Annotated in this window: 18 protein-coding genes, 1 tRNA gene and 1 riboswitch; of the genes, 15 read left to right on the top strand and 4 right to left on the bottom strand. The window is 45.4% G+C overall.

The window, feature by feature from the left end:
* Positions 1 to 813 precede the first annotated feature (813 nt).
* A complete protein-coding gene (locus CDZ87_RS13695) occupies positions 814 to 2,130 on the top strand; it encodes an NAD(P)/FAD-dependent oxidoreductase (RefSeq protein ID WP_100754055.1) in 1,317 nt (438 codons plus the stop codon).
* Positions 2,131 to 2,416: 286 nt separating this feature from the next.
* On the opposite strand, the gene CDZ87_RS13700 is transcribed toward CDZ87_RS13695, so the two are convergent.
* Positions 2,417 to 2,492, bottom strand: a tRNA-Asn gene (locus CDZ87_RS13700).
* Positions 2,493 to 3,027: 535 nt separating this feature from the next.
* Here CDZ87_RS13700 and uvrB point away from each other — a divergent pair.
* The 3 genes from uvrB (at position 3,028) to luxU (ending at position 7,051) form a co-directional block, all read left to right on the top strand.
* A complete protein-coding gene (gene uvrB, locus CDZ87_RS13705; RefSeq protein WP_100754056.1) occupies positions 3,028 to 5,058 on the top strand; it encodes an excinuclease ABC subunit UvrB in 2,031 nt (676 codons plus the stop codon).
* 257 nt (positions 5,059 to 5,315) lie between these two features.
* The gene (gene luxO, locus CDZ87_RS13710) at positions 5,316 to 6,710 is read left to right on the top strand and encodes a quorum-sensing sigma-54 dependent transcriptional regulator LuxO (RefSeq protein ID WP_100754057.1); all 1,395 of its coding nucleotides are present in this window, start codon (positions 5,316 to 5,318) and stop codon (positions 6,708 to 6,710) included.
* 2 nt (positions 6,711 to 6,712) lie between these two features.
* Positions 6,713 to 7,051 carry a quorum-sensing phosphorelay protein LuxU gene (gene luxU / locus CDZ87_RS13715; RefSeq protein WP_100754058.1) on the top strand — a complete coding sequence of 113 codons (339 nt, stop codon included), beginning with the start codon at positions 6,713 to 6,715 and terminating at the stop codon, positions 7,049 to 7,051.
* Here luxU and CDZ87_RS13720 read toward each other — a convergent pair.
* Positions 7,040 to 7,927 carry a YvcK family protein gene (locus CDZ87_RS13720; protein ID WP_100754059.1) on the bottom strand — a complete coding sequence of 296 codons (888 nt, stop codon included), beginning with the start codon at positions 7,925 to 7,927 and terminating at the stop codon, positions 7,040 to 7,042. The two genes, luxU and CDZ87_RS13720, sit on opposite strands and share 12 nt — an antisense overlap.
* Positions 7,928 to 8,094: 167 nt before the next feature.
* A riboswitch (molybdenum cofactor riboswitch) is annotated at positions 8,095 to 8,231 on the top strand.
* On the opposite strand from CDZ87_RS13720, the gene moaA reads away from it, so the two are divergent.
* The 9 genes from moaA (at position 8,220) to udp (ending at position 15,425) form a co-directional block, all read left to right on the top strand.
* Positions 8,220 to 9,209 carry a GTP 3',8-cyclase MoaA gene (gene moaA, locus CDZ87_RS13725; RefSeq protein WP_100754060.1) on the top strand — a complete coding sequence of 330 codons (990 nt, stop codon included), beginning with the start codon at positions 8,220 to 8,222 and terminating at the stop codon, positions 9,207 to 9,209. It overlaps the preceding riboswitch by 12 nt.
* A gap of 75 nt (positions 9,210 to 9,284) precedes the next feature.
* Positions 9,285 to 9,797 carry a molybdenum cofactor biosynthesis protein B gene (gene moaB, locus CDZ87_RS13730; protein ID WP_100754061.1) on the top strand — a complete coding sequence of 171 codons (513 nt, stop codon included), beginning with the start codon at positions 9,285 to 9,287 and terminating at the stop codon, positions 9,795 to 9,797.
* Positions 9,798 to 9,811: 14 nt separating this feature from the next.
* The gene (gene moaC, locus CDZ87_RS13735; protein WP_038172997.1) at positions 9,812 to 10,291 is read left to right on the top strand and encodes a cyclic pyranopterin monophosphate synthase MoaC; all 480 of its coding nucleotides are present in this window, start codon (positions 9,812 to 9,814) and stop codon (positions 10,289 to 10,291) included.
* Positions 10,288 to 10,533: a molybdopterin synthase sulfur carrier subunit gene (gene moaD / locus CDZ87_RS13740; RefSeq protein ID WP_100754062.1), complete on the top strand. Its 246-nt coding sequence runs from the start codon at positions 10,288 to 10,290 to the stop codon at positions 10,531 to 10,533. The genes moaC and moaD overlap by 4 nt, the downstream gene beginning before the upstream one ends.
* A gap of 2 nt (positions 10,534 to 10,535) precedes the next feature.
* Positions 10,536 to 10,991, top strand: coding sequence for a molybdopterin synthase catalytic subunit MoaE (gene moaE, locus CDZ87_RS13745; RefSeq protein ID WP_100754063.1), 456 nt, complete (start codon positions 10,536 to 10,538; stop codon positions 10,989 to 10,991).
* A 224-nt stretch (positions 10,992 to 11,215) separates the two neighbouring features.
* Positions 11,216 to 11,410 carry a nitrate/nitrite transporter NrtS gene (nrtS, locus tag CDZ87_RS17195; protein WP_100754064.1) on the top strand — a complete coding sequence of 65 codons (195 nt, stop codon included), beginning with the start codon at positions 11,216 to 11,218 and terminating at the stop codon, positions 11,408 to 11,410.
* Positions 11,411 to 11,540: 130 nt separating this feature from the next.
* Positions 11,541 to 11,957: a CBS domain-containing protein gene (locus CDZ87_RS13755; RefSeq protein WP_038172993.1), complete on the top strand. Its 417-nt coding sequence runs from the start codon at positions 11,541 to 11,543 to the stop codon at positions 11,955 to 11,957.
* Positions 11,958 to 12,115: 158 nt separating this feature from the next.
* Positions 12,116 to 14,413: a zinc/cadmium/mercury/lead-transporting ATPase gene (locus tag CDZ87_RS13760; protein ID WP_100754065.1), complete on the top strand. Its 2,298-nt coding sequence runs from the start codon at positions 12,116 to 12,118 to the stop codon at positions 14,411 to 14,413.
* A gap of 253 nt (positions 14,414 to 14,666) precedes the next feature.
* A complete protein-coding gene (udp, locus tag CDZ87_RS13765; protein ID WP_100754066.1) occupies positions 14,667 to 15,425 on the top strand; it encodes a uridine phosphorylase in 759 nt (252 codons plus the stop codon).
* Between the two features lie 91 nt (positions 15,426 to 15,516).
* Here udp and CDZ87_RS13770 read toward each other — a convergent pair whose 3' ends face one another.
* Together CDZ87_RS13770 and metG are read right to left on the bottom strand one after the other, a co-directional pair.
* Positions 15,517 to 16,329: a hypothetical protein gene (locus CDZ87_RS13770; protein WP_100754067.1), complete on the bottom strand. Its 813-nt coding sequence runs from the start codon at positions 16,327 to 16,329 to the stop codon at positions 15,517 to 15,519.
* 202 nt (positions 16,330 to 16,531) lie between these two features.
* Positions 16,532 to 18,607 (bottom strand): methionine--tRNA ligase, encoded by a 2,076-nt coding sequence (gene metG, locus CDZ87_RS13775; protein WP_100754068.1) that lies wholly within the window; start codon positions 18,605 to 18,607, stop codon positions 16,532 to 16,534.
* A 156-nt stretch (positions 18,608 to 18,763) separates the two neighbouring features.
* Between metG and apbC the strand changes: the two genes are divergently transcribed.
* Together apbC and udk are read left to right on the top strand one after the other, a co-directional pair.
* Positions 18,764 to 19,837, top strand: coding sequence for an iron-sulfur cluster carrier protein ApbC (apbC, locus tag CDZ87_RS13780; RefSeq protein WP_100754069.1), 1,074 nt, complete (start codon positions 18,764 to 18,766; stop codon positions 19,835 to 19,837).
* Positions 19,838 to 20,083: 246 nt separating this feature from the next.
* Entirely contained in the window at positions 20,084 to 20,725 is a 642-nt protein-coding gene (gene udk / locus CDZ87_RS13785; protein ID WP_100754070.1) for a uridine kinase, read from the top strand.
* Positions 20,726 to 20,783: the final 58 nt, after the last annotated feature.

A 20,783-nucleotide genomic window follows, 5' to 3' on the forward strand; every position in this document is an offset into this window, starting at 1 on the left:
AAGTGGATCAGTTTTCGATGATCGTTAGTGGATCAGTTTTGCATGATCGGTGACAGACTAACCAAACAGGTGACGTCGCGCCTCCCGCAGGCGCGTGGATTGAAACAAACCAGTAAGTGTGATGAATAGCGATATTCTGGTCGCGCCTCCCGCAGGCGCGTGGATTGAAACGAGCTATAAACCTATGCACTTGCATTGAGAAAATGTCGCGCCTCCCGCAGGCGCGTGGATTGAAACCATTTTGGCACGACATCTGCCACCGCACGCTAAACGTCGCGCCTCCGCAGGCGCGTGGATTGAAACAAGTATAAATTCGTCTTCCACATCATCGCCGTACGTCGCGCCTCCCGCAGGCGCGTGGATTGAAACCAGTAGCCCTCATCGTTATCAACACGCACAATATGTCGCGCCTCCCACAGGCGCGTGGATTGAAACATTTGATCCAATGAGACCGAGTATATTGGCGGCGTCGCTGCATCTTTAATTTGCTGTTCACTGCCGCACAGGCAGCTTAGAAAACGTATGTAGCCAGAGACTGAGCCACGCGCAGTTTACTGCGTACAGTGTTGCGCCTCCCGTATCTGAGATTCAACTGCACTTATTAGAAGTTAAAAGCCCAGTCCTGGATGATATTAAAAAGTCAGACTTCTTTGAGCACTTCAAAGGCAAGGTATATATCAGCCAGTATGAAGCAATGGCTGATTTGGATAGTTCGATTTTTAATCGCTGATTTATTGCTACGCTATAAAGAGGATGAATAAAAATAAGTGATTGTACCACTTAGTAACTTGTGTATTTATAAAGGACCTATTTATGCCAATTACACGTAGAACATTATTAAAGTCCGGCCTTGCTATTGGTGCTGTAGGCGCTGTTGGTGTCGGATATACTGAAGTTAGTAAAATTGATACCAAAGCTAAAATTGTTATTGTTGGTGGTGGTGCCGGAGGAATTGGCATTGCTAACATGTTGTTACGCAAGCTTAATGGCGCGCAGATTACGGTTATTGAGCCACGCGATTTCCATTGGTATCAGCCTGGACAAACATTACTTCTTGCTGGCTCTTATAATAGTAAAAATGATGTTGTTACTCCCTTAGATCGTTATCTAGATAGCCAGATAAACTGGAAACGCGGCTCTGTGGTTGAATTTCAACCAGATATGAACGCAGTGATAATTGATGACGGTGAACAAGTCGCCTATGACTATTTGATTGTTTCTACTGGTATTGAGTTACGCTATGATCTTATTGAAGGAATGGACACTGGCTTAATAGGAAAAGATGGAATCGCTAGTATCTATTACAGTCCAGAAGCCGGTCTAGCGAGTTATAAGCAGGCTCAGCAGTTTGTCGACAACCCTGGGAATGGTCAAGCGGTGTTTACCCGTCCAGTTGGTGCGATGAAATGCGCTGGTGCACCAATGAAAGCCATAAACTTAGTTGAATATTTTGCCGCTCAAAGTGGGCGAAGAAACGAATTTACCTTCAACTACTATACGTCAGAAAATAGTCTTTTTGCTGTTGAGGTGTTTAATAACAAATTAAAAGAAATTTGGAAAAAACGACAAATCGAACCGAATTATGATCAGGTGCTCACCGCTATTGATAGTAGTAATAAATCGGCCGTTTTTACTCAGTCAGATGGTTCAAGCCAGCGCATTAACTGGGATTTTATTCATGTAGTGCCGCCGATGACACCACCAAAGGTTATTCGTGATTCCGCGCTAGCCGACAATAAAGATTTTCACGGATATTTGGATGTTGATAATTTCACCATGCAACATAACCATTACCCTAATGTATTTGGTATTGGCGATTGTGTCGGTACGCCAATTGGTAAAACAGCGGCATCAGTTAAAACCCAACTTCCAGTAGTGGCGGAGAATTTATGTAGTTTAATAAAAGGGCAGTCTTTAACCGCCAAATGGGATGGTTATACTTCTTGTCCAATGATTGTCGATGTCGGCCATGCAATGTTGTGGGAATTTAATTATGCTTTGCAACCGGTAACTGCACTACCCTTTGAAGTCGTTGATCCACTGGATGAAAGTGTGATTGCGTGGCATTTTGAAGAAACGCTTCTGAGGCCAGTTTATGATGTGATGTTAAAAGGCTATACACCGATCTAGTCATCTTTAAATGATAGGTTGGGCTTTATGGATAGGTGCAATGGCAGAGGCTATATTCTTTTAGTGGTTCTGTTGTGTATAGTTCACGGATGTCATCTTACTGAGCTGTACCAGCAGGGCTGAACACTTCACTAATCGATTTGCCGATACAAAAATTTGTCCGCATTTTTCTAATTTAAGCGATTACTCTAAAATGGTTTTGGCTTTGTTGTACTGTTTTCAGTTAGTGGTTTTGTAACGAGGTCTAGATACAAAAAAGACGTCCTAGGACGTCTTTTTTGGAATTTGGCTCCCCCTGCAAGACTTGAACTTGCGACATACGGATTAACAGTCCGCCGTTCTACCGACTGAACTAAGGGGGAATTGTTTTAGCGAGCGAATATTAGCTACCGAGTCGAATAGTGTCAATATTTTACCCAGCGATTTAATAAAAAAAAGCTTAAAAATTTGCTTTACTTTTCTGTAGCCCTTATCGCTAAAGGGCTAGATTTACTTATCCACCAAATTTGTGGATAAGTGTGTGCATTAAACTTGAGTATGTTGATCTTTGATTACTAAAAAGATTATGCACAACTCAATAATCTATAACCTTAAGCTTTGTTATATAAGGATTTTCTGTTTTTATTTAATGTTTTTGTCACAACGAGAGTATCGGATAGAAAATGTCAATATCAGGTGAAAATAAAGATAAATGTGAATATCTTGTGGGTGATATTTAGGGGGAAGTTACTGGTAGGCTCTGACGAGGTTGAGCATGATATCAGGATTAAAGGGATTGATCTAGTTGTTCTATGTGCGTTGATGTAAAACAGAGATTAATTTTCCGTGAATGCTTGAGTCTGTATATCTATACAGTCACAATGAGCAATAAAGTGCAACATCAACAAGAGAAAAGAGATGGGTAAAGTTTTCGATTTGGTCTCAGACTATCAGCCTGCTGGCGATCAGCCGACGGCGATTAATCAATTGTCCGAAGGGCTTGATGCTGGTTTAGCGCATCAAACATTACTTGGTGTGACTGGGTCAGGAAAAACCTTCACACTCGCGAATGTCATCGCCAATGCTCAGCGTCCTGCAATCTTGTTGGCACCGAATAAAACCCTTGCAGCGCAGCTTTATGGAGAGATGAGGTCTTTCTTTCCGAATAATGCGGTTGAGTATTTTGTCTCTTACTACGATTACTATCAGCCAGAAGCGTACGTACCGACTACGGATACTTTTATCGAAAAAGACTCGTCAGTTAACGCTCACATTGAACAGATGCGCTTATCTGCCACTAAAGCCTTATTAGAACGTAAAGATGCCATTATTGTTGCCTCAGTTTCAGCGATTTATGGTTTGGGTGATCCTGAATCGTATCTCAAAATGATGTTGCACATTCGTCGCGGCGACATCATGAACCAACGGGATATTCTCAGGCGTTTGGCAGATCTGCAATATAGCCGTAATGATGTGGCGTTTGAGCGTGGTCAATTTCGCGTGCGCGGCGAAGTGATTGACATTTTTCCTGCTGAATCGGACCAGGACGCGGTTCGTATTGAAATGTTTGATGATGAAATAGATTGTATCAGTGTGTTTGATCCATTGACGGGAGTGGTTAACCAGCGTGATTTAGCTCGCTACACTATTTATCCTAAGACTCACTATGTGACACCCCGTGACAGAATGCTTGAGGCAATTGAGCATATTAAGATCGAACTTGAAGCGCGTAAAAAACACCTGCTGGATAATAACAAGCTATTAGAAGAACAACGTATTTCCCAGCGAACCCAGTTTGATATTGAAATGATGAATGAGCTCGGTTTCTGCTCTGGTATCGAAAACTACTCGCGTTATTTAAGTGGTCGTAATGAGGGCGAGCCGCCGCCAACGCTGTTTGATTACCTGCCACATGATGGCTTGTTGATTATTGATGAGTCTCATGTGACAGTGCCGCAAATTGGCGCTATGTACAAAGGTGACCGCTCTCGCAAAGAGACCCTAGTTGAATTTGGTTTCCGTTTACCTTCAGCACTTGATAACCGACCACTGAAATTTGAAGAATTTGAATCACTTGCTCCGCAGACGATTTTTGTCTCGGCCACTCCGGGTAACTATGAGTTAGAAAAATCAGAAAATGATATCGCAGACCAAGTCGTGAGGCCAACAGGTCTCCTTGACCCGGAGTTAGAAGTTCGTCCGGTCGCGACTCAGGTGGATGACTTGTTATCTGAAATTCGCATTAGAGCGGTAAAAGATGAACGAGTGCTGGTGACGACATTAACCAAGCGTATGGCTGAGGATTTAACTGAATATCTCACCGAGCATGAGGTAAAAGTACGTTATCTGCACTCAGACATTGATACCGTCGAACGTGTTGAGATTATTCGTGATTTACGTTTAGGTGAATTTGATGTCTTGGTTGGGATCAACTTATTGCGCGAAGGACTCGATATGCCTGAAGTGTCGTTGGTTGCGATTCTTGATGCGGATAAAGAAGGTTTCCTGCGTTCAGAACGCTCATTAATTCAGACCATTGGCCGCGCGGCGCGAAATGTGGAAGGTAAGGCGATTTTATATGGCGACCGGATCACTAAGTCGATGGGGAAAGCCATCGATGAAACCAATCGACGCCGTCAAAAGCAGCAAGATCATAATGCCAAAATGGGCATTGAACCTCAGGCGCTGAAACGAAACATAAAAGATATTATGGAGCTTGGCGACATCACTAAGGGTAAAAAACAGCGCACGAGCAAAGCGGTTCCTTTGTCTAAAGTGGCTGAACCTTCACAAAGCTATGATGTTATGACGCCACAAGAGTTAGATAAAGAAATCCGTAAACTTGAAGCGCAAATGTATCAGCATGCTCAAGATCTCGAGTTTGAATTGGCGGCAGAAAAACGTGATCAAATTGACAAGCTACGTCAACAGTTTATCGCCAACAGTTAAGCGTACCCCAGTCAAAAAAATAGCCAATAGCAAGGATTCTATTGGCTGTTATTTGTGAATACGTTATTCACTAACAACGTCAGTTGGCTAGGTGACCCAGAAGGATCATGGTAAGAGCTGCATAGATTGTGCCAGTTGCTAAGCGATAAAATGGCGATTTGATCAAGCTTAAAGCGACTTTTAGAATGAAACGTTTGCAAATTGCAAAGCCTAATGCAATGATTTGTACATAATGCAAATTTAAATATGGCTAGGTTATGCAACAAGTGTTATCTGATCAGAAAGCAAGATATTTGCTGATGGTAGAAGATACAGCGTCGGTCGCGGCACTGTATCGCTCTTATCTTACTCCGCTGCAAATTGATATCAATATTGTCGGCACGGGTCGTGATGCGATTGAAAGCCTCAATTTTCGTACCCCGGATCTGATCTTACTCGATTTACGTCTACCGGATATGACGGGGATGGATGTGCTTCACGCGGTGAAAGCGAAGAATCCTGATGTGCCAGTGATCTTTATGACGGCGCACGGTTCGATTGACACGGCGGTTGAAGCGATGCGTCATGGCGCACAAGACTTTCTTATCAAACCATGTGAAGCGGACCGTCTTCGCGTTACCGTTAACAACGCCCTGCGCAAAGCCAACAAACTCAAAAATGATGCGAGCAGTTCTGGTAGTCAAGGTTATCAAGGCTTTATCGGCAGCAGTCAAACAATGCAAGCAGTTTACCGTACGATTGACTCAGCCGCGAGTAGTAAAGCAAGTATCTTCATTACTGGTGAGAGTGGTACGGGTAAAGAGGTATGTGCGGAAGCCATTCATGCCACGAGTAAGCGCAGAGACAAGCCATTTATTGCCATTAACTGTGCAGCGATCCCGAAAGATTTGATCGAGAGTGAGCTGTTTGGTCACGTCAAAGGTGCTTTCACTGGCGCAGCAACAGACCGACAAGGGGCCGCTGAACTGGCGGATGGCGGAACGCTGTTCCTTGATGAACTGTGTGAAATGGATCTTGATCTGCAAACCAAGCTATTGCGTTTTATTCAAACGGGCACCTTCCAAAAAGTCGGCTCATCTAAGATGAAGAGTGTCGATGTTCGTTTCGTTTGTGCTACCAATCGCGATCCGTGGAAAGAAGTTGAAGAGGGGCGTTTCCGTGAAGATTTATACTATCGTCTCTACGTGATTCCATTGCATTTGCCTCCTTTGAGAGAAAGAGGAGAAGACATCATTGAGATTGCGTATTCTCTGCTTGGTTATATGTCTAAAGAAGAAGGCAAAGATTTTGTGCGCCTCGCTCCTGAAGTGGTAGAGAGATTTTCTCGCTACGAATGGCCGGGCAATGTGCGCCAATTGCAAAACGTGCTGCGTAACGTCGTGGTGCTCAATAATGGTCGAGAAATTACCTTAGACATGTTGCCGCCACCACTCAATCAATCTACAAAAAGTGAGATTAGAGTACCGCTTGGCGTCGATAATGATGTTGTGTCAGTTCAAGATATTTTCCCGTTGTGGTTAACCGAGAAAAACGCGATTGAGCAAGCGATAAAAGCGTGCGATGGCAATATTCCTAAGGCTGCTGGATACCTTGATGTTAGTCCTTCGACACTGTACCGTAAACTGCAATCATGGAATGTAAAGGAAGCATAAACGTGGATTTATTACAACAGGCCAAACTAGACCGATTAGCCAATGAAATTGGTCAAGAAAACGTGCCAGTATTATTGGAGATTTTTCTGGGTGAACTGAGTCACTACATCGCTACTTTGTCACAACTCGATTCTCAGCAGCAAGACAGCTATCTTCAAGAGATCAGCCATGCCCTGAAAAGCAGCGCTGCCAGCTTTGGCGCCGAGGCACTGCGTACCTTTTCGGTTGAACTCGATGCAAGAGCGAAAGCGGGGGATGCATTAGCTTCTGAAGACGATAAACAGCAAATGTTATCTCTGCTCAAACAAACTGAACAGAGATACAAACAGTTACTCGACTAAGAGCTTCTCTATTGCTTGTTGCAACTTAATTCGGTCATGACGCCAATCCCTATTGGGTGAAGCTAAAGGTGTCGTGACGCAATTCCAACGCTGCAATTCAGGGTGGGCTTGATCACCAAGCACGACATCAATCTGTCGACCTTGGCAGGAGCGCTCGCACCAGTCGAGCTTTTCCTCTAATGTCATTTCTCCTGCGGGGCCAAATTCTGGCGACAAATTTTCGACAAAAATAACCTTAGCTTTGAGGTTATTGGCAATCGCACGGCCAATCTCGGGTAACAGTAAGGGGGGCATAATACTGGTCAGGAAGCTGCCCGGACCAAGGATGATGGCATCGGCTTGTTCTAGCGCTAATACCCCTTCTTTAGTGGCCGGTACTTCTGGCTCTAAATCAAGCCGAATCAGTTTATCTGGCATCTCATCAACATTGGTTTCGCCAGTAACCCAGCGACCATTGAGGGCTAATGCTCTTAAGTCGGAGGGGTGTTCAGACATCGGGATAATATTGACATCGACTTTGAGCATGTTGCGGATCAAATTGGTTGCATCAAGTGGCCGTACTGAGAGGTTATCGAGCGCAGTTAACATCAAGTTGCCTAGGTTGTGACCGTCAAGCTCTCCGGTGCCTTTGAAGCGGTATTCAAACATCATCGAGCTAATCGAAGGTTCTGTAATGAGCTGATTGATGCAGTTACGAGTATCTCCCCAGGCAATACCACCTTGACAGTTACGAATACGACCGGTTGAGCCGCCATTATCCGTCGTCGCGACAATGCCAGTGGCGTTTGAGCCGAAATCTTTCAATGCCGCAAGCATCCTACCGAGACCATGGCCTCCACCGACTGCGACCACTTTTTTGCTAGCGTAAAGTGTCATGCTGAGCTTCTATTTTTGTCATAACCAACTACAATTTAGAATATTGTATTCATATTAAATACTCAATAGGGAGTAATTTGCGCTTTAAGCACGATTTTTTGGTGCGCAGGGTGGAATCACACATAATTATTAAGTATTTTAATAGTCAAGCTACTACCCCATATAGGTGGTTGCCATAGCTCCGAGCTTCACAGGCTAAGTTCATCCTGAATACGCTTGTTAAGCCAGTGATATTTTGTCACAAGGGTATAATTGGAAATGATTATGCCTCCCGTGTTTGGAAAGGTGTTCCGTGGCGCAACAATTCGAAGATAGATTCAACCGTAAGTTTTATTACTTACGGCTTTCCGTTACAGATGTTTGTAACTTTAAATGCACTTATTGTCTACCTGATGGCTACCGGCCTTCGGGGCAGAAAAACTCGTCTTTTTTATCCCTGCCCGAGATTAAACGTGTGGTTTCGGCGTTTGCCGATTGCGGTACGTCTAAAGTCCGTATTACGGGTGGCGAGCCAAGTTTGCGCAAAGACTTCAACGATATTATCCATACCGTGGCTTCAACGTCAGGTATTGATAAGGTCGCGACGACGACTAACGGATATCGTATGGCCAAGCAAGTGGCAGACTGGAAGCAGGCAGGGCTAACGCATATTAATGTCAGTGTTGATAGCCTCGACCCGCGAATGTTCCAGCAAATTACCGGTGAAAATAAGTTTACCCAAGTAATGGATGGTATTGAGCGTGCTTTTGAAGTCGGGTATCAGCAGGTCAAAGTTAATGTCGTGTTGATGAAAGATCTCAATGCTGATGAATTGCCCGCTTTTCTGGCTTGGATTAAAGAACGACCGATTCAATTACGTTTTATTGAGCTGATGCAAACTGGCGAAATGGATACGTTTTTTCAGCGCCACCATGTGTCTGGAGTGGCGATTCGAAATCAATTGATTGCCAATGGTTGGCTACTGAAAGCACGAGCAAACAACGATGGCCCGGCGCAAGTGTTTATTCATCCTGACTATCAGGGTGAAATCGGTCTGATCATGCCATATGAGAAGGATTTTTGCGCAAGTTGCAATCGACTGCGTGTCTCGGCAATAGGCAAGTTGCACTTGTGTTTGTTTGGCGATCACGGCGTAGAATTGCGTGATTTGCTTGCAGATGATGCACAGCACTATTCACTGATAGATCGTATCCAAGCGCAATTGCAGACCAAGTCGGTCAGCCACTTCTTACATGATGGCAACTCAGGTATGACGCCACATTTGGCGTCAATCGGCGGTTAAATAAACTCAAACTATAGATAATGGCATTAAGCTTGGCGCTTAGTGCGAGTATTACTGATTAAAATAGGTGAACAAATGGGTCACGCAGATAGCAAATTTCAACCAGCAAATATCGCAGTACTAACGGTTTCTGATACGCGCACAGAAGAAACTGATACCTCAGGCGGTTACTTGGTTGAGCAAGCAAAAGAGTCTGGACACAATGTGGTTGATAAGCAAATTGTGATTGATGACATGTATAAGATTCGTGCGATCGTCTCACAGTGGATTGCCGATGATAACGTGCAGGCCGTCATGATCACTGGCGGTACGGGCTTTACTTCACGTGACAGCACTCCGGAAGCACTAAAGCCTTTGTTTGATAAAGAAGTCGAAGGGTTTGGTGAACTTTTCCGTATGGTCTCTTATGAGGAAATTGGCACGTCAACGATTCAATCGCGCGCCATTGCAGGTTTTGCCAATCATACGGTTATTTTCGCCATGCCGGGCTCTACCGGTGCTTGTCGCACTGGCTGGAGCAAAATCATCAAGCAACAAATGGATGCGAGTCATCGTCCTTGTAACTTTATGCCGCATTTAGCAGTTTAATCGGAGGGCGAGCAATGAGCGAATTTACTCACATTAATGCCTCTGGCGAAGCCAATATGGTTGATGTGTCAGCCAAGGCAGAAACGGTGCGTGAAGCCCGTGCCGAAGCCTTTGTTCATATGGCGCCAGAAACGCTTGAGCTGATTGTTTCTGGCCAGCACCATAAAGGTGACGTTTTTGCTACAGCGCGTATCGCCGGTATTCAAGCGGCAAAGAAAACCTGGGATTTAATTCCACTTTGTCATCCGTTGTTACTGTCAAAGGTTGAAGTACAGTTGCAAGCGATGCCGGCTGAAAATAAGGTCCGTATCGAGTCTGTTTGCAAACTCGCAGGAAAAACCGGCGTAGAAATGGAAGCGCTGACTGCTGCTTCTGTGGCGGCGTTAACCATTTACGATATGTGTAAAGCGGTACAAAAAGATATGGTGATAGAGCAGGTACGCTTGCTTGAAAAAACAGGCGGTAAGTCTGGTCACTTTAAGGTGGATGCATGATTAAAGTGCTTTTTTTTGCTCAAACGCGCGAGCTAGTTGGTATTGATGAGCTGCAACTTGACGGCGAGTTTAGCAGTGTTGAACAAGTGCGTGCGCATTTAGCTAAGCAGCAAGGTAAATGGGATCTTGCTCTAGAGCCGGGTAAGTTGCTCACGGCAGTCAACCAGTCGATCGTGCCGTTAGACCATCGGGTTGAATCTGGTGATGAAGTTGCGTTCTTTCCGCCAGTCACCGGAGGCTAAACATGGACAGTCGAGTATCGGTTTTTAAACAAGACTTTTGTGTTGGTGATGAATACCAAGCGTTGGCTGATGGAACCGCTTCAGGCGCTGTAGTGACGTTTGTTGGCAAGGTGAGAGATATGAACCTTGGTGACAATGTGACTGGTTTATCCCTTGAACATTATCCGGGGATGACGGAAAAAGCACTCAGCGAAATTTGTGATGAGGCAGAACAGCGCTGGCCACTACTCAACACTCGAGTGATTCACCGAGTCGGTGACTTGGATATCGGTGATCAAATTGTGTTCGTTGGTGTATCAAGCGCCCATCGTGGCGCAGCCTTTGAGGCGTGTGAATTCATTATGGATTACCTAAAAACCAAGGCGCCATTTTGGAAAAAAGAACGCACCACCGACATCACTCGATGGGTTGAGTCACGAGACTCAGATGCCAAAGCAGCCAAACGTTGGCAGTCATGACAAACGACAATCCTCTTCCTACTTGAAGCCGCAGCGGTGCGGGCTAGGTTCGTTCACCCCAATCACATAGTCTATCTAAGCTTATGGGGATTCACTCACTTGCCGACTACTTGCAACGCCAAGTGGTTTAGGTACATCTCTATTGCCTTTAAATACAATAACGACAAAGTTCACTATAGTTAATGTGATTAATAAAAAATTGAGATGGTAAGAAGGTGAATAGAATGAGCAAACTTGCAATAAAAAGATCGTTTGTGATTGCCTTGGTCGTGGGCACCTTACTCAATATTATCAATCAGTATGATGCGCTTCTTCTCACAGGCAGTGTCAATTTTTTTAAGGTCATCCTCACTTATTGTGTCCCTTTTTGCGTCTCACTCTTTAGTGTTTGGCTCTCGAAGCGTGATGCATTGGTTTAGTGACGAGCGTCTATTTGACTTTGATAGACGACACCGATTGCAAAAATTGTTGATTTCCATTTAGTAAAATCAAGAAATTAGACAACACTTACAGTATAAGCAGCGTAGGCTTGCAAGTAAGGAGACTCAAATGGAATCACTCAAAGTAAAAGACTATATGACCCTGCAAGCGGTAACTTTTACCCCAGAGATGTCGCTCAGTGCGGCGCTCGACAAAGTCATGAACTCTCGCTACCTCGGTGGACCTGTGTTGAATGAACGCCGTGAGGTAGTCGGCTTTTTATCAGGCCAGGATCTGCTCGAAAAACTCATCAACGTCAGTTACTACTGTCAAGACAGCCACACTGTCGCCGATTGTATGCACCCTGAGGTGTTGTCGGTTACCTCTGAAACGTCAATTATCGAGTTGGCGGATATGATGCGAGTAGGGAAGCCTAAAGTCTATCCGGTTATTGATAGTGGCAGACTAGTGGGAATTATCACTCGTCGGGATGTTTTGCGCGCAATTGGTAAAAACATCAACGATTGCTTTAAACATCCTGTGTGACCAATTCAATTAACAGTGACAAGAGGTGTGCCGCACACCTCTTTTGTAAGCGATATTGATTGAAAAATGCATTCTTTGTGAACGTGGCAAAAAAAGTTTGACCTTGGAGTAGACTCTAAGGTTTAGACTTAAGGTGTACAATGAATGGAGACAAACCTATGTGCACAAAACATCATGCATGCCGCTCACAAAAAATCGCGTTCAAACCTTCACAAACGGGGGGATGTTCTGGTCTCAACAAGGGGTCTATTACCATCTCTGACGTGATCACGCCAGAGTCTGATTGCTGCAGCTCAAGTGATTGTGGCAGTGGCGGCGACCCTTCCGATGAGGAAAGTGACTCCAGTCGCGCCGGCCTATTAACTTATCGCTGGAAGATTGAAGGGATGGACTGTCCATCTTGCGCACGAAAAGTCGAAACCGCAGTTACACGCGTTGAGGGCGTAATCAGTGCCAAGGTCTTATTTGCAACCGAAAAACTGATCATTGAAACCGAACATGCCGATGTGGTTACGCAAGTAGAGAGTGCCATTATTGACAGCGGTTTTTCTTTTACCACTCACCAACAGCCTCAAAGCACCCCGTCAGCGTCAAGTTGGCCATTGGTGATAAAACACAACGCACAGATTTTGGCGATTGCTTTGGCAATGATAATTGCTGCAATCATGCAACCTATTTCCCCTCAATTAAGCCACGGATTATTCGTGGTCACCTGTTTGTCTGGGCTTTATCCCATCGGACGCAAAGCCATTACTTTAGCTAAGTCAGGGACACCATTCTCGATTGAAACCTTGATGAGTGTTGCGGCACTCGGCGCGTTATATCTGGGAGAAACGGTCGAAGCGGCAATGGTGTTGCTGCTGTTTTTGATTGGCGAGCGCCTTGAAGCTTTTGCTGCTTCGCGGGCCCGCAGTGGCGTTAAGGCTCTGATGGCGTTAGTGCCAGAAAATGCCACGAAAATAGTGAATGGTCAGCGAGTCTGGGTTGGCGTCAGTGAATTACAACCTAGCGATATTATCGAAGTATCACCGGGTGGAAGATTGCCTGCCGACGGGCGCTTGCTTGAAGGGACGGCCAGTTTTGATGAAAGTGCGTTGACAGGGGAGTCGATACCCGTCGAGCGGAGCCAAGGTGATGCGGTCATTGCTGGCGCCGTTGTGGTTGATAAAGTGGTGCGATTGGCTGTGACATCAAAACAAGGCGAGAACGCGATAGACCGGATTCTTCATTTGATTGAAGAGGCGGAGTCACGCAAAGCACCTCTTGAACGTTTCCTTGATAAGTTTAGTCGCTGGTATACACCGCTAATGATGCTGGTGGCGCTTATTGTGATTATTATGCCGCCCCTTGTGTTTGCTCAGCCTTGGGAAACTTGGATCTACCGTGGTTTAGCACTGCTGTTAATCGCCTGTCCATGCGCACTGGTGATCTCCACACCTGCGGCGATTACCTCCGGTTTAGCGGCGGCCGCGCGTCGTGGTGCTTTGATTAAAGGGGGAGCCGCATTAGAACAATTAGGCCGAATTGAAACCGTGGCATTTGATAAAACGGGCACCTTAACGCAAGGCAAACCTCAAGTGACGGATGTAATTGGTTTTAGTGGTTGGTCGTCGGAGTCGGTACTTGAAAAAGTCGCAGCGATTGAAGTTGGCTCTAGTCATCCATTGGCGATTTCTGTGGTTGAAAAAGCGAAACAACGTGGACTTAATATCGTTGAAGCAGAGCACAAACAAGCGTTGGTTGGCAGTGGCGTTCAAGGTTTTATCGACGGGGTTGACTATCAAGTTCTCGCACCTAGTCGGATTAAGGTCAAGGTGAGCAACACGATAATAGCGCAAATAGAACAGCTTGAAGCGCAAGGGAAAACAGTGGTGGTCGCTTTTCAAGCTACTGAGATTATTGGCTTAGTTGCGTGGCAAGACACGTTGCGAGAAGACTCGTACCAAGCGGTAACAGCATTAAAGGCTCTGGGTATTAAGTCGATTATGCTCACGGGTGATAACACGCGTAGCGCTGATGCGGTCAGCGCCATGATTGGCATTGATTATAAAGCAGAGCTACTGCCTCAAGATAAAGTGACTTATGTTGAGCAACTGAGCAAAGACGTCAATGTTGCGATGGTGGGCGATGGAATTAATGATGCACCAGCGATGAAAGCGGCTCATATAGGTATTGCAATGGGCGGAGGAACCGATGTGGCTTTAGAAACGGCTGATGCTGCCTTGACGCATAATCGATTAACTGAGCTGGCGGGTATGATTGAACTATCACGCGCTACAGTGGCGATTATTCGACAGAACATAGCGCTAGCGCTCGGTCTTAAAGGCGTCTTCTTGGTGACAAGTTTACTGGGTATTACCGGGTTGTGGGTTGCGGTATTAGCTGACAGTGGGGCGACCGCTATCGTCACGCTCAATGCATTACGCTTGTTAAAATTTAACTCAAAACAGGTTTGATCCATCTACACTGACAATGGCCCTTGCTTCTATGACGTGAGGGCTGTTTTTATGCAACTACCTTACTCAGTTTACCTAAAAATGTGATGCAAACCGATTTTGCGTGCAATGTTGATATTTGTTGCGCGCATTGTTGTGATTAACATCACTATAAGAGTTTGGTTTGTTCGTTACAGTATAACCGTACCCGATGAATTTAAGAGCGTAAAAGTCGAACAAACGACGCTGCTACGCCACAATAAGGAGTTCCCCTATGTCTCAAGCTGTATTCCACCTTGGTGTTACTGAATCTGATCTTTCTGGTGCTACATTAGCGATTATTCCTGGTGATCCAGCGCGTGTACAAAAGATTGCTGAAGAGATGGAAAACCCAGTATTTCTTGCTAGCCACCGTGAGTACACCCTCTACCGTGCAGAGCTAGACGGTAAGCCTGTTGTGGTTTGTTCTACTGGTATCGGTGGCCCGTCAACATCAATTGCTGTAGAAGAGCTTGCTCAACTTGGTGTACGTACTTTCCTTCGTGTTGGTACCACAGGTGCGATTCAACCGCATGTCAATGTCGGTGATATGATTGTGACAACGGGATCGGTTCGTCTTGATGGCGCGAGCTTGCACTTTGCGCCGATGGAATTCCCTGCTGTGGCTGATTTTGAAGTTGCAACGGCAATGAAAGCGGCAGTAGAAGAGAGTGGTGCAACAGTGCACATGGGTGTCACGGCATCTAGTGATACGTTCTACCCTGGTCAAGAGCGTTACGATACGTTTTCTGGTCGCGTTGTGAAACGTTTCCAAGGGTCGATGCAAGAGTGGCAAGACATGGGTGTACTCAACTTCGAAATGGAATCGGCAACCTTACTTACCATGTGTGCAAGCTCTGGCCTTAAAGCGGGTTGTGTTGCAGGGGTTATCATCAACCGTACCCAGAAAGAGATTCCAGATCATGCCACGTTGAAAGAGACAGAAGCCCGCTCAATCAAAGTGGTAGTTGAAGCAGCTCGTAAAATGTTATAAGCAACGTTTAACACATACAAAAAACCTCGCGCCGGCGAGGTTTTTTGCTTTTAATCAACAACGAATTCATTACTTATCGATAGTGGATGAATTAGCTAAATGCAATTTTAGGTAATGGTTGATAGAGATTTTCAGTCATGTCTGACAACATTTGGTCATAGACTTGTGAGATAACCAACGAGATATCCGTCGCGAGTTGATACAAGTCTTCATTATTGAGCGTGAGTTCGTTACAGGCATTAATCTCAGTTAACGTGTGCATTGCCTTAGAGCTTATTGGCGACGCAACTGACAGGGGGCTTATGATCGACAATTGATTGAGCTTTCGACGCATCTTATCGCAGTAGTATTTGACGCGCAGCATGCCTTCTGCATCATTTGAGTCCTGAATGGAAATCCGCAATTGTGTCAGTACTTCCATGCTATCGAGGACCTGCTGCCAGTTCATATGATACTCATCACTAATGTCTTCACGACCAGATTCAATTAACCAAGCGATCGCGATTTCATCCATCAAAAACATGCAGTGCCGGATAGTCTTACCGTGTAACACCTGATTGCGAGCAACGGAGCGTTTATCCCACTCTTTATGCAGTGCCTTTAGCTTGAGTTGCAGGATCCGGTACATAGGTTTGTTTTCAAATTGAGCGTTGGCAATGAGGTCGTTTGAGCATGCCATCATGGCATCATAATTGTCTTCGAGCTTAGCTTGGTGAAGGTCAAAATGATGGCTGGTCAGCGCTTGATGGGTCATGGCACGATGTTGGCGACTTAACAGTAAAATCTGTCGTAGAGAAACGAGAATATCGAACTTACGTTCTAATCCTGTATAACGTTGTTTTGAAAAATAAAAGATTGTCAGCAAAATAAGCATAGAAATAATCAGAGAAACCAGCACAAACATAACCTACTCCTTGTCAATATGTACTACCAAAGGGGTAAGGCACTTTTGATGCCAAGAATTAAGGTTATATAAAACAAATACTTAAAATAAACCGGTTCTATCTAATGCCCAATAGTGGTGCAACTAGGCACCGAAAGTGTGAGTTTGGACACAAAAAAGCCCCGCTACAGAGAGCGAGGCTTAAGGTTAAAGTTAGCGCAGATTACATGACTCGCATACCTGGCTGAGCACCTTCATGAGGCTCAAGAATCCATAGATCGCTACCGCCAGGACCTGCGGCTAGGATCATGCCTTCAGACAGACCAAATTTCATCTTACGCGGTTTAAGGTTAGCCACCATCACCGTCAGCTTGCCTTCTAACTCTTCCGGTTTGTACGCTGACTTGATGCCAGAGAATACCTGACGAATTTCACCACCGATATCCAATTGGAACTTAAGCAGTTTGTTGGCTTTTGGCACTTCTTCACAAGAGATGATACGAGCAATACGCATATCTACTGCGGCAAACGCATCAAACTCAATCTCGTCTGCGATTGGATCTTTGTCGAGTTCGGTTTGGCTTGCTTGGTTCTTTTCCGCTTCTGCTTTCTCTTTTGCTGCCATTTCCACTGCCGCATCTTCTTTTGACGCTTCGATCATCGCTTCGATGTTTTTAGGGTCGATACGGTTGAATAGGGCTTTGAATTTAGTGATCTCGTGACCCGTTAGTGGAGCGGCGATACCTTCCCAAGTAAGTTCTTGGTTTAGGAATGCCTCCGTACGAGCGGCAAGTTCAGGCATGACCGGCTTCAGATAAGTCATCAGCACGCGGAATAAGTTGATACCGACAGAACAGATATCTTGCAGTTGTTGATCTTTGCCTTCTTCTTTGGCGACCACCCACGGCGCTTTTTCGTCAACGTATTGATTGGCTTTATCAGCAAGTGCGGTAACTTCACGAATAGCACGACCAAATTCGCGCGCTTCGAATAGTTCAGCAATGCGATCTGCGGCGGCAACGAATTCGTTGTATAGCTCAGGTTCGGCGAAACTCTCTGACAACTTGCCATCAAAGCGCTTAGCAATGAACCCTGCGTTACGAGATGCAAGGTTCACAATCTTGTTAACGACATCAGCGTTGACTCGTTGAGTAAAGTCTTCCAGATTCAGGTCGAGATCATCGATACGACTGTTTAGTTTGGCCGCGTAGTAGTAACGCAGACACTCAGGGTCGAGGTGGTTTAGGTACGTGCTGGCTTTAATGAAGGTGCCTTTTGACTTAGACATTTTCGCGCCATTGACGGTAACGTAGCCGTGAACAAAGACGTTATTTGGTTTACGGAAACCACTGCCTTCAAGCATCGCAGGCCAGAACAACGAGTGGAAGTAAACAATGTCTTTACCGATGAAGTGGTAAAGCTCGGTTTGGCTGTCTTTGTTCCAGTACTCTGCAAAGTCGAGATCGTCACGTTTATCACATAGGTTTTTGAATGAGCCCATGTAGCCGATAGGGGCATCTAGCCAAACGTAGAAAAACTTGTCTTTTTCACCTGGGATTTCGAAGCCGAAATACGGCGCATCACGCGAAATGTCCCATTGTTGTAGGCCAGACTCGAACCATTCTTGCATCTTGTTCGCGGTTTCTATTTGTAATGAGCCCGAACGCGTCCACTCTTTGAGCATACTTTCAAATTGCGGTAAGTCGAAGAAGAAGTGCTCAGAATCTCTCATGATAGGAGTGGCGCCCGATACGGCTGATTTAGGGTCAATCAGTTCGGTTGGGCTGTAAGTCTCGCCACAGTTATCACAGTTGTCGCCGTATTGGTCTTCAGACTTACACTTAGGACAAGTACCTTTGACGAAACGATCCGGTAAGAACATCTCTTTTTCAGGGTCAAACAGCTGAGAAATCGTACGGCTAGAGATAAAACCGTTTTTCTTCAGTTCTAGGTAGATATAAGACGCTAGCTCACGGTTCTCTTCTGAGTGGGTGCTGTGGTAATTGTCGAAGCTAATATCAAAGCCCGCAAAGTCTTTTTGGTGTTCTTCACTTACAGCAGCGATCATCTCTTCTGGTGTAATACCCATCTGTTGTGCTTTAAGCATGATTGGCGTGCCGTGGGCATCGTCAGCACAGATGAAGTTTACAGTGTTGCCACGTAGGCGTTGGTAACGTACCCAGATGTCCGCTTGAATGTGCTCAAGCATATGGCCTAGGTGAATCGAACCGTTAGCGTACGGAAGGGCACAAGTTACCAGCATTTTTCTTGAAGAAAGAGGTCGTGGATCGTTTGCCATACTTAATATTCGCTTCTAGATAGGTATAAAAAATTGAAAGTAATACTACCCTATCCAACCAGTGACTCCAAGGTCGGAAAGGCTCGATTACCTTAGTTTTTTCAGGGTTCAGTATCTGGTGGCACAGTGATAGGATGAGATGCATAAGGAGGACCTATGCGTCTATTCAGTTCAAAGCAAGACTTTTGTAATTGGTTAAACCAATTTGAGCATCAAAGCTTGGCTCCCGAGTGGGCCGATGTCGCCAATGTTGTCTCGGTTGAGTCGGACCGTTTTAACATTGAAATTCCCTTTGCCGCCAATACGCTTGTTGATGAGTTAACGCAGTGGATTGACCATGCCCAGCAAGCCGGGCAAGTGGCTCGTTTCTCCTATTCACTGTCGGTCGAGCCTAAAGCACTTGAAACACATCTGGGAGCGACGGTGAAAGGGGTGAAAAATATTATCGCAGTGACTTCCGCGAAAGGTGGGGTAGGAAAATCAACAACCTCGGTCAATCTTGCGTTAGCGTTATCTAAATCAGGCGCCAAAGTGGGTCTATTGGATGCGGATATCTATGGGCCTTCAGTACCGTTAATGCTCGGGCAGAGTGATGCGCATCCTGAAGTGCGAGACAATAAGTGGATGCAACCGATTAACGCTCACGGAATTTATACCCATTCGATCGGCTACTTAGTGGCAAAAGATGAAGCGGCAATCTGGCGTGGACCTATGGCGGCAAAAGCCCTAGCGCAACTGCTTAATGAAACCGACTGGCCCGATCTCGATTACCTGGTGATCGATATGCCACCGGGCACCGGGGATATTCAACTCAGCTTAGCCCAGCAAGTCCCTGTAACAGGTGCCGTGATCGTCACTACGCCACAAGACTTAGCCTTGGCTGATGCACGTAAAGGCGCTGCGATGTTCAGCAAAGTCGATGTGCCTGTGGTGGGGCTGGTTGAAAACATGAGCTATCACATTTGCAGTCATTGTGGTGAGAAAGAACACATTTTTGGTCAAGGTGGCGCGCAACAAATGGCTGCGGATCTTGGCCTCGATCTGCTCGCGCAAATCCCTTTACATATTCAAATGCGTCAAGATATCGATAATGGTCTGCCAACGGTGGCAGCGCGACCAGATTCAGAACATACTCAGTTGTATATGATGTTAGCTCAATCGATCAGTTCACGACTCTATTGGCATGGCAAAGCAAAACCTGATTCTATTTTGTTCACCATGGTGGAATAGCATTCAGTTTCATTAAAAAAGAGCGTTGAATTGGCGCTCTTTTTAATTCTTATCTGGTGTAATCGATTGCGCTGAAATCTTTTATTCTATTTCGTTAAATCGTGCCAATCACAACTGGCAACACTGACTTGAACTCCCTATAATCAGGCGGTTTATCTAAATTTGTCCTAATGCACAGAGCTCGAATCGTTGAGTGATGCTAGCATTAGCATATGACACCAATCTAAATCATCGGGTGCAAGAATAATGTCTGATAATAATCAATGCGTCATCGTCGGTATTGCTGGCGCGTCTGCTTCTGGAAAAAGCTTAATCGCGAGCACTATTTACAATGAGCTTCGTGCCAAAGTGGGCGATCATCAAATTGGTGTGATTACGGAAGATTGCTATTACAACGACCAAAGCCATTTGAGCATGGAAGAGCGTGTTAAAACCAACTATGACCACCCGAGTGCACTAGACCATGACCTTTTGTGTCAACATCTTGAGCAGCTAGTTCAAGGCGAGTCGGTCGAAGTGCCAGAGTATAGCTATACAGAACATACCCGCACGGAACATACCACCACAATGACACCAAAAAAGGTGATTATTCTGGAAGGTATCCTTCTTCTCACTGAGCCTCGCTTGCGTAATATTATGCACGCAACCGTCTTTATGGATACACCACTGGATATCTGTTTACTGCGTCGCGTAAAGCGTGATGTGGAAGAGCGTGACCGTACCATGGAATCGGTACTCAAGCAGTATCAAGAAACGGTTCGCCCGATGTTCTTGCAGTTCATTGAGCCTTCTAAACAGTACGCTGATATCATTGTTCCACGTGGCGGTAAAAACCGTATTGCCATTGATGTACTCAAAGCACACATTGCAAAACTTCTGAAAGCTTAGCGATGTTTGCTTGTTTAAGACTTTATTTTTTATGAGATAAGTGGCACTTTTAGTGCCA

This window comes from Vibrio salilacus (assembly GCF_002811245.1).
Lineage (GTDB): Bacteria > Pseudomonadota > Gammaproteobacteria > Enterobacterales > Vibrionaceae > Vibrio > Vibrio salilacus.